At 47.0% G+C, this 14373-nt stretch carries 17 protein-coding genes; all 17 read left to right on the top strand.

Annotation, left to right across the window (positions count from 1 at the left end; genetic code table 11):
* Window positions 1–38 precede the first annotated feature (38 nt).
* The gene (rpsA, locus tag BBI11_RS09370; RefSeq protein WP_068462672.1) at window positions 39–1184 is read left to right on the top strand and encodes a 30S ribosomal protein S1; all 1146 of its coding nucleotides are present in this window, start codon (window positions 39–41) and stop codon (window positions 1182–1184) included.
* The gene (gene fni / locus BBI11_RS09365) at window positions 1185–2240 is read left to right on the top strand and encodes a type 2 isopentenyl-diphosphate Delta-isomerase (protein WP_068462669.1); all 1056 of its coding nucleotides are present in this window, start codon (window positions 1185–1187) and stop codon (window positions 2238–2240) included.
* Window positions 2241–2333: 93 nt separating this feature from the next.
* Window positions 2334–3644, top strand: a complete 1311-nt coding sequence (der, locus tag BBI11_RS09360; RefSeq protein ID WP_068462667.1) for a ribosome biogenesis GTPase Der — start codon at window positions 2334–2336, stop codon at window positions 3642–3644.
* 131 nt (window positions 3645–3775) lie between these two features.
* Window positions 3776–4795: an NAD(P)H-dependent glycerol-3-phosphate dehydrogenase gene (locus BBI11_RS09355; protein WP_068462665.1), complete on the top strand. Its 1020-nt coding sequence runs from the start codon at window positions 3776–3778 to the stop codon at window positions 4793–4795.
* A gap of 88 nt (window positions 4796–4883) precedes the next feature.
* Window positions 4884–5087, top strand: a complete 204-nt coding sequence (locus BBI11_RS09350) for a DUF2768 domain-containing protein (RefSeq protein WP_068462663.1) — start codon at window positions 4884–4886, stop codon at window positions 5085–5087.
* A 13-nt stretch (window positions 5088–5100) separates the two neighbouring features.
* Window positions 5101–5820: a hypothetical protein gene (locus BBI11_RS09345; protein WP_068462661.1), complete on the top strand. Its 720-nt coding sequence runs from the start codon at window positions 5101–5103 to the stop codon at window positions 5818–5820.
* A 164-nt stretch (window positions 5821–5984) separates the two neighbouring features.
* Complete coding sequence (locus tag BBI11_RS09340) at window positions 5985–6257, top strand: HU family DNA-binding protein (RefSeq protein WP_052651392.1); 273 nt, start codon at window positions 5985–5987, stop codon at window positions 6255–6257.
* A 238-nt stretch (window positions 6258–6495) separates the two neighbouring features.
* Complete coding sequence (folE, locus tag BBI11_RS09335) at window positions 6496–7071, top strand: GTP cyclohydrolase I FolE (protein ID WP_068465715.1); 576 nt, start codon at window positions 6496–6498, stop codon at window positions 7069–7071.
* A gap of 26 nt (window positions 7072–7097) precedes the next feature.
* Window positions 7098–7319 carry a trp RNA-binding attenuation protein MtrB gene (gene mtrB, locus BBI11_RS09330; protein ID WP_058380559.1) on the top strand — a complete coding sequence of 74 codons (222 nt, stop codon included), beginning with the start codon at window positions 7098–7100 and terminating at the stop codon, window positions 7317–7319.
* A 75-nt stretch (window positions 7320–7394) separates the two neighbouring features.
* Window positions 7395–8171 (top strand): heptaprenyl diphosphate synthase component 1, encoded by a 777-nt coding sequence (locus BBI11_RS09325; RefSeq protein WP_068462659.1) that lies wholly within the window; start codon window positions 7395–7397, stop codon window positions 8169–8171.
* Between the two features lie 5 nt (window positions 8172–8176).
* Window positions 8177–8875, top strand: coding sequence for a demethylmenaquinone methyltransferase (locus BBI11_RS09320; protein WP_068465713.1), 699 nt, complete (start codon window positions 8177–8179; stop codon window positions 8873–8875).
* Window positions 8876–8897: 22 nt separating this feature from the next.
* Complete coding sequence (hepT, locus tag BBI11_RS09315; RefSeq protein WP_068462656.1) at window positions 8898–9872, top strand: heptaprenyl diphosphate synthase component II; 975 nt, start codon at window positions 8898–8900, stop codon at window positions 9870–9872.
* 86 nt (window positions 9873–9958) lie between these two features.
* Complete coding sequence (gene ndk, locus BBI11_RS09310) at window positions 9959–10405, top strand: nucleoside-diphosphate kinase (protein ID WP_068462654.1); 447 nt, start codon at window positions 9959–9961, stop codon at window positions 10403–10405.
* 236 nt (window positions 10406–10641) lie between these two features.
* Window positions 10642–11814, top strand: a complete 1173-nt coding sequence (gene aroC, locus BBI11_RS09305; protein ID WP_068462652.1) for a chorismate synthase — start codon at window positions 10642–10644, stop codon at window positions 11812–11814.
* A 3-nt stretch (window positions 11815–11817) separates the two neighbouring features.
* Entirely contained in the window at window positions 11818–12891 is a 1074-nt protein-coding gene (gene aroB / locus BBI11_RS09300; protein ID WP_068462650.1) for a 3-dehydroquinate synthase, read from the top strand.
* Window positions 12891–13274 carry a chorismate mutase gene (gene aroH, locus BBI11_RS09295; RefSeq protein ID WP_068462648.1) on the top strand — a complete coding sequence of 128 codons (384 nt, stop codon included), beginning with the start codon at window positions 12891–12893 and terminating at the stop codon, window positions 13272–13274. Before aroB ends, aroH begins: the two co-directional genes overlap by 1 nt.
* On the top strand, window positions 13271–14359 hold the full coding sequence (locus BBI11_RS09290; RefSeq protein ID WP_068462646.1) for a prephenate dehydrogenase: 1089 nt from the start codon (window positions 13271–13273) through the stop codon (window positions 14357–14359). Before aroH ends, BBI11_RS09290 begins: the two co-directional genes overlap by 4 nt.
* The last annotated feature ends 14 nt before the right edge of the window (window positions 14360–14373 follow it).

The following is a 14373-nucleotide window of genomic DNA, read 5'->3' as shown; positions in this document are numbered from 1 at the left end:
AAAATAGAAGATGGATAGTTTGTGAAGGAGGGCTACTTATGTCAGAGGATATGAATTTGATGGAAAACCGTGACTTCCAAACAGGAGATCGCGTAAAAGGAATAGTCGCCAAGATCGAGGAAAAAGCAGTGACGGTGACAATTGATGGAGCGCCATTCGACGGGATCATCCCGATCAGCGAATTATCGAGCCTCCATATCGAAAAAGCATCCGACTCGGTCCAAGAAGGTGATGAACTTGAATTGATCATCACGAAAGTGGAAGATGAAAACTTTGTATTGTCTAAGCGCAAAGTTGATGCTGAATCCGCTTGGGACGATCTTGAGAAAAAATTCGAATCCGGTGAAATCATCGAAGCAGAAGTGAAGGACGTCGTGAAAGGCGGCCTGGTTATTGACCTCGGTGTGCGCGGATTTGTGCCGGCTTCACTTGTGGAAGATTATTTCGTCGAATCATTTGAGGATTATAAAGGCCGTGTTATGACCTTTAAAATTGTCGAAATGGAAAAAGAAAATAACCGCTTGATTCTTTCCCACCGTGCAGTGGTGGAAGGCGAAAAAGAGTCTCAAAAAGAGCAAGTGATGGATTCGATTAATGCAGGAGATGTACTTGATGGGAAAGTGCAGCGTATTGCTTCGTTTGGCGCATTCGTCGATATTGGCGGAGTGGACGGCCTTGTGCACATTTCTCAATTATCGCATGAGCATGTCGATAAAGTATCAGATGTTGTCACAGAAGGTCAGGAAGTAAAAGTTAAAGTTCTTTCAGTGGATCGTGACTCAGAACGCATTTCATTATCGATCAAAGATACATTGCCTGGTCCTTGGGATGCCATCGATGAAAAGGCTCCAAAAGGCTCTGTTCATCAAGGTACAGTGAAAAGACTCGTCAGCTACGGCGCGTTTGTTGAAGTGTTGCCTGGTGTAGAAGGCCTTGTGCATATTTCACAAATTGCACATAAGCACATTGCTACGCCGCACGAAGTGCTCCAGGAAGGCCAGGAAGTTGAAGTGAAAGTTCTTGAAGTCAATAAAGAAGACAAGCGCTTGTCCCTCAGCATTAAAGAGCTTCAAGAAAAAGAAGCGGAACAGGATTTCTCACAATACGATATGCCTGAAGAAGCGTCTGGATTCTCAATTAGTGATGTTATCGGAGATAAATTAAAAGGGTTCAAATCCGAATAAATGTCACGGGCTAAAAGAAAGATGGACCATATCAATTATGCGTTGTCTACTGGGCAAGGTCGGGCTACTTGGCTCGACTGCGTCCGTTTTGTCCATCAGGCGCTGCCGGGAATCGGCGTTGCCGACGTATCATTGGAACCCAAAACAGGTGATTTGCAACTAAAATCACCTGTTTTTATTAATGCCATGACCGGTGGAGGCGGTTCCGAGACTTTGCAACTGAATGCCATGCTCGCGCGGGCGGCGAAAGAAACGGGAATCGCCATGGCTGTCGGTTCACAAATGGCAGCCCTGAAGGACAAGGATGAACGCGAAAGCTATAGCATAGTTCGAAAAGAAAACCCACAGGGAATCATATTTGGCAATCTTGGCAGTGAAGCTACTGTAAAACAAGCGATAGAAGCGGTCGAGATGATCAGAGCAGATGCCTTGCAGATTCACTTAAATGTCGTCCAGGAACTGACAATGCCAGAAGGCGACCGCCAGTTTCGAGGAGCGCTTGAGCGAATTGAGATGATTGCAGAGGCCTTAGATGTGCCGGTCATCATCAAAGAAACCGGCTTCGGCATTTCACAGGAAACTGCCGAAGCGCTTGACAAGACCCAAGTGGCGGCGATCGATGCGAGCGGGTTTGGCGGTACGAATTTCGCCAGCATCGAAAATGAACGCAGAAAACGCAAATTGGCCTATTTCGAAGACTGGGGCATCCCGACGGCTGCAGCAATCGTTGAATGCCGAGAAGGCTTCAGCCGCACTGTGTTGGCGTCTGGCGGGCTTCAAAACGCCGGTGATGTTATCCGGGCATTTCGTCTTGGCGCAGATGCTGTGGGCATTGCAGGTAGTTTTTTGAAGCACGCGGTGAGCCTTGGGGAAATCGGTTTGATTGAAGAAATCCATGGGCTTCACGAAGATTTGCGTATGCTCATGACTGCACTTGGTGCACAGACAATTGAAGAGATCCGCTCGACCCCTGCTGTCATCAATGGTGAATTGCTTGCCCATTTGCAGCAACGGGGGCTTGAGACGAAGCATTTTGCAGTTCCTTTGAAAAACTGAATATTGGACAATTTAAGGGGATGGACATTATTCAGATGCCATCCTCTTTTTCGTGTATAATAGGCTTATCAGAAGTGGAAGGATGAATTAATTATGTCAAAACCGGTAGTAGCAATTGTTGGCCGGCCGAATGTAGGGAAATCCACGATTTTTAATCGCGTGGTCGGGGAGCGCGTCTCCATCGTGGAAGATATTCCAGGAGTTACACGTGACCGCATCTACAGTTCGGCAGATTGGCTAACGCATGAATTCAATATTATTGATACAGGGGGCATCGACCTTAGCGACGAGCCTTTCCTAGAACAAATCCGCAGCCAGGCAGAAGTGGCAATGGATGAAGCGGACGTTATCATCTTTCTCGTCAACGGACGAGACGGAGTGACAGAGCAGGATGAGCAAGTAGCGAGAATCCTATATCGCACGAAAAAACCAGTGGTGCTGGCTGTCAACAAAATCGATAACCCTGATATGCGCCACATGATCTACGATTTCTATTCTCTTGGAATTGGCGAACCCTATCCGGTTTCAGGATCTCACGGGCTTGGCTTGGGAGATCTTTTGGACGAAGTGGCTAATCACTTCCCGAAAGAAGATGAAGAAGAGTATCCGGACAATGTCATTAAGTTTTCACTGATCGGACGTCCGAACGTTGGGAAATCTTCACTAGTCAACTCGTTTCTCGGTGAAGACCGTGTCATTGTCAGTGAAGTGGCCGGCACGACGCGCGATGCTGTCGATACGCAATATGAATATGATGAACAGCCTTATGTCATCATTGATACGGCTGGCATGCGCAAAAAAGGGAAAGTTTATGAAAGTACCGAAAAATATAGCGTGCTTCGCGCCTTGCGTGCGATTGAACGATCAGACGTTGTTCTAGTCGTCCTGAATGCAGAAGAAGGCATTCAGGAACAAGATAAAAAAATTGCAGGCTATGCCCACGAAGCAGGGAAAGCGGTCGTGATCGTAGTCAATAAATGGGATGCCTTGAAAAAAGACGACAAAACCATGAATAAATTCACGCAGCAAATTCGTGAACATTTCTTGTTCTTGGATTATGCTCCGATCATTTTCGTATCTGCTATCAGCGGGCAGCGTGTGCACAATATCCTTGAAATTATCAACCGCGTCAATGATAACCATTCACGCCGTATCCAGTCGAGCATACTCAACGAAGTAATCGAAGATGCAGTAGCGATGAATCCGGCACCATCGGATAAAGGGCGTCGCCTACGTCTTTACTACGTGACGCAAGTGGCCGTCAAGCCGCCGACATTCGTCGTATTCGTTAACGAGCCGGAAATGATGCATTTCAGCTATGAGCGTTTCTTGCAAAACCGCATCCGGGAAAGCTTTGATTTCGAAGGCACACCGCTGCGCTTGATCACGCGAGCGCGTACGTAATTTTACTTAGTGATTACGTCTGCTTTCAAGTTGATACCAATTGATCCAATCGGACTTTACTGAACATCATGACTCCCACTTGAAGAGGTGGGAGTTTGGTTTTCTTAAAGCAGGATAAAGGAGAGGTAAAAATGGAAAAAGTCACTATATTTGGGGCAGGAAGCTGGGGAACCGCACTTAGTTATGTGTTGGCGCAAAATGGCCATGACCTGTTGTTGTGGAGCCACCGCCAGGACCAAGCGGATGAAATCAATAACCATTCGAACGAGCGTTATTTAAAAGGAGTTGAACTTCCGGCTTCCTTAAAAGCGACAGCAGACCTGGATGAGGCTGTAGCGCATGCTGATGTGTTCATTCTGGCGGTGCCGACAAAAGCCATCCGGGAAGTTTCACAGGATATCCATAAGAGAATGACGAAAAAAGGTTTGTTTGTCCATGTCTCAAAAGGCATTGAACCAGATTCACTCAAACGAATCAGTGAAATGATCCGAGAAGAAATTCCGGCTGACCTGATCGAGGAAGTGGTCATTCTGTCAGGTCCAAGCCATGCAGAAGAAGTTGTTCAGGAGCATCCGACGACCGTCACTGCAGCATGTGAAAATACGCAAGCCGCGAACCGTGTACAGGATTTGTTCATGAATTCCTATTTTAGGGTCTACACGAATACTGATGTCATCGGAGTGGAAATCGGGGGCGCGTTAAAGAACATTATCGCCTTAGCGGTCGGAATCACAGATGGCTTAGGCTATGGTGACAATGCCAAAGCAGCGATTATGACTCGCGGCCTTGCAGAAATTGCCCGCCTTGGTGTGAAGATGGGGGCCACGCCGCTGACTTTCTCTGGACTATCGGGCGTAGGGGATTTAATTGTTACGTGCACGAGCGTTCATTCACGTAATTGGCGCGCAGGCAATATGCTGGGCAAAGGAAAAAGCGTCGATGAAGTGCTAGAGGAAATGGGCATGGTCGTTGAAGGAATTCGGACTACAAAAGCGGCCCACCAGTTGGCCGCTGAATACAAAGTGCCGATGCCAATCACAGAAGCTTTGTATGCAGTATTGTTCGAGGGCGTCAAACCGGAAAATGCGGTCGAAGAGCTGATGGGCCGCATGAAGAAAAACGAAATGGAAGATTTAATCGACTTGCTTTAATTGTCACAAACGGAGGGGCTGCTTGCTGCTGTCCCTTCTTTTTTTATGCTATACTATGGACTGAAACTCGACGAAAGGCGGCTTATTCATGAGTTCTTTGGATAAAATGTGGGTATCGTTTGCAGGCATCGCTTTTTTGATCATTTCCATGGGATTGATCTATTTGAGCCGATACAAATTGCAAAACGGCATCCTGAAATTTCTATTTGCGCTGATCGCGTATGTTCTGCTGATCCTGGGCTTCTTTATTATGGTTTTCACTATATTCAGCGGACCAACCGGTGGCGCCTGAGGGGATGGGCATAATGAAAAAAACAACAGCGCTGCTAATGACACTACTGACAGCAAGTTTGCTGACGGCTTGTGGGTATCCTAGCAGCGAGCGGGCAGAAAATCAGATTCCCTATGAAGATCAGCTAGAAACAGCACAGCAAGCGGTTGAACGTTACCAGGAAGCAAAAGGTGGCTTATTGCCGATCAAAACGCGGGATATGGACGTCGATCAATATATTAAATATCCAGTCGACTTCTCAAAAGTCGTGCCGGAATTTACCGCAGAGCTTCCGAGCAACGCGTTTGAAGTCGGTGGAATCTATCAATACGTGTTAATGGATGTAGAGGAAAATCCGACTGTCAAACTCGTTGACTTACGAGTTGCAGAAGGCATCCGTTCGGTCAATGTCAGAAAAAGCGCGAACGGGGGGAGAGCCCCAATCGCCGAGATCATTGCCGACAATGTATACAAATTTAATTACGAAGCAATGGGCTTCTCGGAAGAGCCAATGGTTCAAAGCCCTTATAGCGGAAAAATGCTGCCAATGGTCATCACTGGACAAGGTGATGTCTACATCGATTATTCCATCGATTTGTATGAGGCGATCCAAAGTTACGAAGGTGAACTCGAACCAGGGCAGGATATCCGATTTATCCTTTACGAAAACAGCCCAATTGTGCCTGCCTACTCGCTTCCTTATACTGTCGATGAAAATGGCGAGCCCATTTTTTTGGCGGATGAAAAACCCTGATACAGCACGGATTTGCCCGAAATCCACATGTTTTTGAAAATGTTGGGAGTATTTGGTGGTTTTCTTTGAAATGCGGCCTATTTGTTGTTGCTATGCGATTTTCGTTGTGATACTCTTTTTACAGGATTGATGGCAAGCATCCCCTTTGAGAGGAGGTGAATAGCATGAACAAAACAGAATTAGTGAACTCTGTTGCAGAAGCGGCTGAACTTTCTCGTAAAGATGCTGCGAAAGCAGTTGACGCTGCATTTGAAGCGATTCAAGATGCTCTAACTAAAGGTGACAAAGTACAATTGATCGGATTCGGTAACTTTGAAGTTCGTGAGCGTGCGGCCCGTAAAGGACGTAACCCACAAACAGGTGCTGAAATCGAGATTGCCGCAAGCAAGGTTCCTGCCTTTAAGCCAGGTAAAGCACTTAAAGACGCAGTGAAATAAGCTTCGGCTACTGTACATAGAATGGCTTTTGCGAGATCTGATCTTGCAAAAGCCATTCTTTCTTTTTGGCCCCGTTTTTGCCAATACCCCCCGTAAATGCTACAATTCAGGTGAGAAAAGCGGTGCTGTCTCTCAGTACGGCTATTATGGCGCGTGAAATTGCAATGGCCTATGGCCGATTTTAACCGCTGCCCCAAATAGAGTGATTTTCGCTACAGGAGGAAACAATGTGATTGATATGAAAAGCCATAACGTAGATCTGGAAAAAATAGAGCAAGCTGTCGGGATGATTTTGGAGGCAGTCGGAGAAGATGTGGGCCGTGAAGGGCTGCAAGATACCCCGAAGCGCGTCGCGAAAATGTATGCGGAAGTTTTTGCTGGGTTGAAAGAAGATCCGAAAGAATACTTCCGAACCGTATTCCATGAAAACCATGAAGAACTTGTGTTAGTAAAGGACATCCCATTTTATTCGATGTGTGAACATCATTTAGTGCCTTTCTTCGGAAAAGCGCATATCGCCTATATCCCACGTGATGGGGTAGTGACCGGGCTAAGCAAATTGGCGAGAGCGGTTGAAACAGTCGCAAAACGTCCACAATTGCAAGAACGCATCACTTCGACGATTGCGGACTCGATGATGGAGACCTTGAACCCACATGGTGTGTACGTCATGGTCGAAGCCGAGCATATGTGCATGACCATGCGCGGCATCAAGAAGCCTGGTTCGAAGACCGTAACGGCCGTTGCACGAGGCGTCTTAGAGACCGACGACATTAAACGCTCTGAAGTTATTACGTATATCAATATGGACTAAATACAATGGAAAAGCAGGTGTAGACTATGGCACAAACTGAATATGTGGTAATTCGCGCACAAGAAGACGGCGTCAATGTTATCGGACTGACGCGCGGCAATGATACAAAATTCCATCATACCGAAAAGCTCGACCGCGGCGAAGTGATGATCGCCCAATTCACTGAACATACATCGGCGATGAAAATTCGTGGCAAGGCGGAAATCCATTCCGCACACGGCATCATTGAAAGCGACGCGAAAAAGTAAGCGTTAATGGTGAAGGCCATAAGGGCGTTATGCTATAATATGAGCTATGGCTAACCTACGAATGGAGCAGGCAGTATGAACGGACAACAAATACAATCCAAAATCATCTCCATGGAAATCGACGTACTAAAAGCAGTCCGCCAACGAACGCTAGACCAGTTGACGGAAGGGCCTTTTGTTAAAGAGGCTCGCCTGTTTTTCTTGCTGCTGCCGTTTTTTAACGGAGAGCAATGGTCGGATAAAATGGAGTCAAGCGCACGCACTGTCGCGATCGTCTATGCTGCGCTGCACTCGCATGATCGTGTGAGAGAAGAAATGCCCATCAGCAAAGAACAGCAGTTGACCGTACTCGCCGGAGACTTTTACAGCGGCATTTATTATCAATTGCTGGCTGAAAGTAAAAATATTGAAATGGTTCAAAAGCTCGCGACAGCCATCATTCAAGTAAGCGAAAAGAAAGCCTCTTTCCACGAGCCTGCGCTTCAGCAGCCGGAGCAAGTGGAAGAAACGGCGACAGTAATCGAGACAGCATTGCTGAATGCGTTCTACGAGGAAAACGGATTCACCCATTACAAGCAGCTAATGGAGCAATCCCTGCTCTATATACGCTATACAGAAGAGTTGGAAGCACTGAAAAACGGCGAGTTCAGCCATATATTGCGCTTATTTAGCGAGACTTTGATCCAGTCAGCATTCATCGAAAGTTGGCTCACCGATCGCCTGGAAAGCTTAGGCAATGACATCGTGGTGTCGATCAATGATTGCGAATTGGATTTTGAACTTAAAAATGTTTTGCTCCACCAAATTATTCCGCATCGGCTTAGTGCTGAACCGCTGACGCGAGAAGGATGACGATGATGCCGAAAACGAAAGAACAACGAGTTCACGAAGTATTTGAGAAAATATCTGAAAACTATGATCAAATGAATTCGGTCATCAGTTTTCAACAGCATAATAAATGGCGCAACGACACGATGCATAAAATGCAAGTAGCAAAAGGCGCGTCTTGCATCGATGTTTGTTGTGGTACAGCAGATTGGACGATTGCACTCGGAGAGGCCGCAGGGCCAACAGGGCGCGTGGTCGGACTGGACTTTAGCCAAAATATGTTGAATGTTGGGCACCAGAAAACAGACCATATGCCACAAATCGAATTGGTACAAGGAAATGCAATGTCTTTGCCATACCCAGACAATTCCTTCGACTTTGCGACAATCGGCTTTGGATTGCGCAATGTGCCAGATTATGAGCAAGTGTTATCTGAAATGCATCGAGTTTTGAAGCCTGGTGGAATGATTGCCTGCCTAGAAACTTCGCAGCCTGAAAGTGTTGTATTCAAACCATTTTTCCGGATGTATTTCCGGTTCGTTATGCCAGTCTTCGGCAAGCTTTTCGCTAAAAGCTATAAAGAGTATTCATGGCTCCAGGAATCAGCTAAGACGTTCCCGGGCATGAAAGACTTGGCGAAATTGTTCAGCAAAGTCGGTTTCGACAAAGTAAAATATAAACCGTATTCAGGAGGGGCTGCTGCTCTCCATATGGGATTGAAAAAGTAAACAAGCGGGAGAAGGTTATTAAGTGGAAAAGATGAAGTTGAAATTGCTCTATTCCGACCTAAAACCGGAGCTGGAATCGATCGAAAAAGAATTGGAACAGGCAGTGGATTCCGAATCCCTTCTATTAAATGATGCTTCTCTTCATTTATTGCAGGCCGGAGGAAAAAGAATCCGCCCTGTTTTTGTTTTGCTTGCCGGAAAATTCGGGGATTACGATATCGAATTGCTGAAGCGTGTTGCGGTGCCGTTAGAGCTTATACATATGGCATCTTTGGTCCACGATGATGTCATAGATGATTCGGAAATTCGCAGAGGCCGCCCAACCGTTAAATCGGAATGGAACAATAGCGTAGCGATGTATACTGGCGATTTCATTCTAGCTAGGGCGTTAGAGCGGATCACGGAAATTGAATCGCCAAGAATCCATGATATTTTGTCGAAGACTTTGATCGAAGTGTGCCGAGGAGAAATCATTCAAATCGAACATAAGTACAGACTCGATCAAAGCTTGCGGGATTATTTACGGCGCATTAAGCGTAAAACGGCGTTGTTGATTTCTTCAAGCTGCGAATTAGGGGCTTTGGTATCGGGAACCGATGAGAAAACGGCAGCACATTTGCGTCGCTTCGGTTACTTCATTGGCATGTCGTTCCAGATTATCGATGATATCTTGGACTTCACAGCCAGCGACCAAGAATTGGGCAAACCGGCCGGCAGCGATTTTATCCAAGGCAATATCACCTTGCCAATTTTATACGCACGCCAAAATCCTGAAATTTACCAAATGCTCCGTGATAACTTGAATTTGGACATTTCCGATGAAAAACGTTTGGAAATTGTCCGCACGATCCGCACGAGCAGCGCGGTTGATGAAGCGAAGCGAATGAGCGAACGTTATTTGGAGAAGGCGCTGAAAGAGCTGGATTATTTGCCTAAAGGCTCCGCAGCGAAAACGATGCGAAAAATTGCGTTTTTCATCGGCAAGCGAAAGTTTTAGTTTCCAGTTGACAAATGATCGGACAATGATAGTATTTTTTAAGGTGGGCAAAGTGCCCGAGCTTTTTAACAGAGGAGTGTTCTATAATGGAAAAAACATTTTTGATGGTAAAACCTGATGGTGTCCAACGCAATGTCATCGGTGAAATCGTTTCCCGTTTCGAGAAAAAAGGCTATCATTTGGCAGGCGCTAAATTGATGCAAATCCCGACTGAGCTTGCTGAACAGCATTACGGTGAGCACAAAGAGCGCCCATTCTTCGGCGAACTTGTAGATTTCATCACTTCCGGACCAGTATTCGCAATGGTATGGGAAGGCGAAAACGTCATCTTGACTGCGCGTCAAATGATGGGAGCTACAAACCCTAAAGATGCAGCTCCAGGAACAATCCGTGGTGACTTCGCAGTTACTGTCGGCAAAAACATGATCCACGGTTCTGATTCAGCTGAAAGCGCTGGGCGTGAAATCGGCTTGTTCTTCAAAGAAGAAGAATTGGTATCTTATGAAAAAACAATGAATAACTGGGTTAACTAATCTACCCTTTGAAAATGCGGCCGTGCAATCGGCCGTATTTTTTTGTTTATAAGAAGCTTTCAAGAAGGCGGCAGGACTAGCAAGCGAACAAAGAAATGAAAGCGGTTGCTTTAGTAAACCTAGGTTTCTTGCTATTCGAATGTTTAGTTTTCTTCATATTTGGGATAGAATTGAACAAATACCGTATGGTATAGTGTTAGTTAAATACTTTAGCACGTTGAAGGGAGAAAGCGTACATGCGTTACTTAACAGCAGGAGAATCTCACGGTCCACAATTGACCGCCATTATTGAAGGGTTGCCAGCGCAATTGCCTTTGACGGCGGAAATGATTAATAAAGAATTGAAACGACGCCAAGGAGGACATGGCCGCGGTCGCCGCATGCAAATCGAAACCGATACGGTGGAGATTGTTTCAGGCGTTCGTCACGGCAAGACTTTAGGGTCGCCGGTCGCATTGGTCGTCAAAAACGACGACTGGAAGCATTGGACAAATGTTATGGGAATCGAACCAATCGAGGAAACCGATGAAGTGAAGCGCCAATTGACACGTCCGCGTCCAGGACATGCAGATTTAAATGGCGGCATGAAATATGGCCACCGCGACTTGCGTAACGTTTTGGAACGCTCTTCTGCCCGTGAAACAACCGTTCGTGTGGCAGTCGGTGCTGTAGCGAAGCAATTGCTCGCTGAACTCGGTGTGAAGATGGTTTCACATGTCACAGAAATTGGCGGCATCAAAGTTGATCCGCAAAGCTATATCGGAAAATCCGCAGATGAAATTCGTGACATCGTTGAGCAAGATGCTGTTTATTGTGCAGATGCCACAAAAACGAAAGAAATGACCGATTTGATCGACGCCACGAAGAAAAACGGCGACTCGATCGGCGGAACGGTAGAAGTCATTATAGAAGGCATGCCAGCGGGTATTGGCAGCTATGTGCATTACGACCGCAAACTGGATGCAAAAATTGCTGCTTCGGTGATGAGCATTAACGCATTCAAAGGCGTCGAATTCGGCCTTGGATTTGAAATGGCGCGCCGTCCTGGCAGTGAAGTCCACGATGAAATCGTTTGGGATGAGCAACAAGGTTACAGCCGCAGCACGAATAACCTCGGAGGCTTTGAAGGTGGCATGACGACTGGCATGCCGATTGTTGTCCGCGGTGTGATGAAACCGATCCCGACTCTCTACAAGCCGCTGAAAAGTGTCGATATCGAAACAAAAGAACCTTTCCAAGCAAGCATTGAGCGTTCAGACAGCTGTGCAGTTCCAGCTGCCTCGATCGTGGCAGAGCATGTCGTCGCCTTTGAAGCGGCGAATGCCTTATTAGAGCAGTTTGATGCAGATCAATTGCCGCGTCTGAAAGAAAACATCGAAAGCTATAAAGCCTATACAAAGGAGTTTTAATCCATGAGGGAGTTGTGCGTCGAGACTGAACATCCATACACGGTGCATATCGGCCAGGGAGCGGTCAAGCTATTGACAGAGAGCTATGGCGATTTACTTGGAGCAGCTGACCGCGTCGTCGTGATTGCCGATAGCCAAGTAGCAGAGCTGCACTTAGATAAATTGCTCGATGCGTTGAAGGGGCTAGAGCCGAAAGTTCTCCGAGTGCCGGCAGGCGAACAGGCGAAATCCGCTGAAAGTTTTATGGATTGCCACAGCTTCCTGCTGTCAGAAAATTGCTCGCGCAACACGGTCATTCTCGCTTTTGGAGGAGGCGCAATTGGCGATCTCTCAGGTTTTGTCGCATCGACTTTCATGCGCGGTGTTCCGTTCATCCAAGTGCCGACAACGATCTTAGCCCATGACAGTGCAGTTGGCGGCAAAACCGCTATTAACCACCCGCTCGGCAAGAACATGGTTGGCACTTTCTATCAACCGCGAGCAGTCGTGTACGATGGCGACTTTCTCGAGACATTGCCTGAAAACGAAATCCGTTCCGGAATGGCTGAAGTGATCAAACACGCTTTTATTTCAAACGAAGGCTGGTTGGATCAATTATTGGCGTATGACAGTCTTGAGGCGGTTTCCGGCGAAGAACTCGAAGGACATCTCGAAAAAGGCATCGCGGTTAAAGCTGCGATTGTGGAAGAAGATGAATTTGAGGGAGGCGTCCGTAAATTCCTCAACTTCGGCCATACGCTGGCCCATGCCATCGAAGCGCATCTGGGCTATGGGAGAATGACGCACGGAGAAGCGGTCGTGCTAGGGATGGCCTATGCACTGGAATTGTCGGGCAGCCCTGAATTACCACGTTTCCTGAAATGGGCGAAGGTGAATCAGTATCCGTTAGAGCGTTTGAAGGACATGCTGTTTGAAGAACTTTTGCCTTATATGAAAAAAGACAAGAAATCGACTGCTGCAGCATTGAATTTTGTTTTACTGGGTGCTGTGGGCCAGCCCTATATTGAAACGATTCCAGAACAACGAGCGCAAGCGGCTTACGATACGCTAAGAAAAACGATCAAGGAGATGATCTGATGATTCGAGGAGTCAGAGGTGCGATCACCATCACAAAAGATGAGGCGCCTGAAATTTTGGAGCAAACGCGCCGCCTGGTCTTGGAAATGGCCAAAGAGAACGGCATTAAGCCGGATGAAGTGGCTTCGGTCATTGTATCGACGACGACAGACATTTCTGCAGCTTTTCCTGCAAAAGCCGTGCGGACTATTGATGGCTGGACGTATGTGCCAGTCATGTGTACGCACGAAATGGATGTGCCGGGCAGCATGCCGCTGTGCATCCGCGTGATGATGCACGTCAATACGAAAATTGGACAGGATAAAATTCAGCATATTTACATGAATGATGCTGTAAAACTGCGCCCCGATCTATCCCAGAAAAGTCAGGTGAGCCGAGCGTGAAAACAGAAGTCCTCATTATCGGCCTTGGATTAATCGGCGGTTCCTTGGCAAAGGCATTGCAGCGCAACGAAGATGTTCACGTATCGGGATACGATACGGATGCATTGACTGCCAGAAAAGCGTTTAAAATGGGCATCATCCAAAACTCGCCACCTTCTCTTGAGCAGGCGGCAGCGGCGGCTGATGTCATCGTTTTTGCCACGCCGGTTGGAGCGACTATTAAATTAATGGAGCGCAGTAAGTTTTGGGATTTAAAGGAAACGGTTATTTTAACTGATACCGGGAGTACCAAGGTCCAAATTATGGAAGCAGCGAAAAAGCTGGATCGCAACTTTATCGGTGGCCACCCTATGGCTGGTTCCCATAAAAGCGGCGTTGAAGCGGCCAAAGATGTGCTGTTCGAGAATGCCTTTTACATTTTAACGCCGGGTGAGGATGCAACTGAGGACGACGTGAATCGTTTGGTTGAGCTATTGTCTGTCACTAAGGCGAAGATCAAGGTGCTTGAAGCGAAAGAACACGATCACATGACGGCAATCGTCAGCCATTTTCCTCACTTAATTGCAGCGGCTTTGGTCCATCAACTGGACCGGGAAGAGCAATTTCCATTTGCACGCCAACTTGCAGCTGGCGGTTTCCGCGATACGACGCGCATCGCTTCGGCCAATCCGGATATGTGGCGTGATATTACGACGCAAAATAATGAAATGATTGTCGAGCAGCTGGACCATTGGATGGACCAGATGACGCATTTGCGTGAGATTCTGCAGAAAAACGAACCCGAGCCAATTCACCATTTTTTCGCCAAAGCGAAGGAAACGCGTGATGAACTGCCGGTTGCGGGACACGGCGCCATGTATTCCGTTTTCGATTTATATATTGATATCCCCGATGTGCCAGGGATCATCTCGGAGATGACAGGCTATCTAGCAGAAGCTGGCATCAGTCTTGTCAATTTGAGAATCTTGGAGACACGAGAGGACGTTTTCGGGATTCTCGTCCTAAGTTTCCAGACCGCACAAGACCGGGAAAACGCGCAAGGCGTTTTTTCAGACCGCACTGCTTACGATACGTATATTTCCTGAAAGGAATGAAATTC

This window comes from Planococcus maritimus (assembly GCF_001687625.2).
GTDB lineage: Bacteria > Bacillota > Bacilli > Bacillales_A > Planococcaceae > Planococcus > Planococcus maritimus.
Note: the sequence above shows the minus strand (reverse complement) of the source record. Positions and strands in the feature narration are given on the sequence as shown.

Excerpts from the sequence above, each read along its gene's own strand:
- ndk (WP_068462654.1), top strand. The coding sequence starts at position 9,959 with ATGGAAAAAACATTTTTGATGGTAAAACCTGATGGTGTCCAACGCAAT.
- BBI11_RS09355 (WP_068462665.1), top strand. The coding sequence starts at position 3,776 with ATGGAAAAAGTCACTATATTTGGGGCAGGAAGCTGGGGAACCGCACTT.
- aroB (WP_068462650.1), top strand. The coding sequence starts at position 11,818 with ATGAGGGAGTTGTGCGTCGAGACTGAACATCCATACACGGTGCATATC.
- mtrB (WP_058380559.1), top strand. The coding sequence starts at position 7,098 with ATGGCACAAACTGAATATGTGGTAATTCGCGCACAAGAAGACGGCGTC.
- BBI11_RS09320 (WP_068465713.1), top strand. The coding sequence starts at position 8,177 with ATGCCGAAAACGAAAGAACAACGAGTTCACGAAGTATTTGAGAAAATA.
- aroC (WP_068462652.1), top strand. The coding sequence starts at position 10,642 with ATGCGTTACTTAACAGCAGGAGAATCTCACGGTCCACAATTGACCGCC.
- BBI11_RS09325 (WP_068462659.1), top strand. The coding sequence starts at position 7,395 with ATGAACGGACAACAAATACAATCCAAAATCATCTCCATGGAAATCGAC.
- folE (WP_068465715.1), top strand. The coding sequence starts at position 6,496 with ATGAAAAGCCATAACGTAGATCTGGAAAAAATAGAGCAAGCTGTCGGG.
- BBI11_RS09340 (WP_052651392.1), top strand. The coding sequence starts at position 5,985 with ATGAACAAAACAGAATTAGTGAACTCTGTTGCAGAAGCGGCTGAACTT.
- rpsA (WP_068462672.1), top strand. The coding sequence starts at position 39 with ATGTCAGAGGATATGAATTTGATGGAAAACCGTGACTTCCAAACAGGA.
- BBI11_RS09345 (WP_068462661.1), top strand. The coding sequence starts at position 5,101 with ATGAAAAAAACAACAGCGCTGCTAATGACACTACTGACAGCAAGTTTG.
- aroH (WP_068462648.1), top strand. The coding sequence starts at position 12,891 with ATGATTCGAGGAGTCAGAGGTGCGATCACCATCACAAAAGATGAGGCG.
- BBI11_RS09350 (WP_068462663.1), top strand. The coding sequence starts at position 4,884 with ATGAGTTCTTTGGATAAAATGTGGGTATCGTTTGCAGGCATCGCTTTT.
- der (WP_068462667.1), top strand. The coding sequence starts at position 2,334 with ATGTCAAAACCGGTAGTAGCAATTGTTGGCCGGCCGAATGTAGGGAAA.
- fni (WP_068462669.1), top strand. The coding sequence starts at position 1,185 with ATGTCACGGGCTAAAAGAAAGATGGACCATATCAATTATGCGTTGTCT.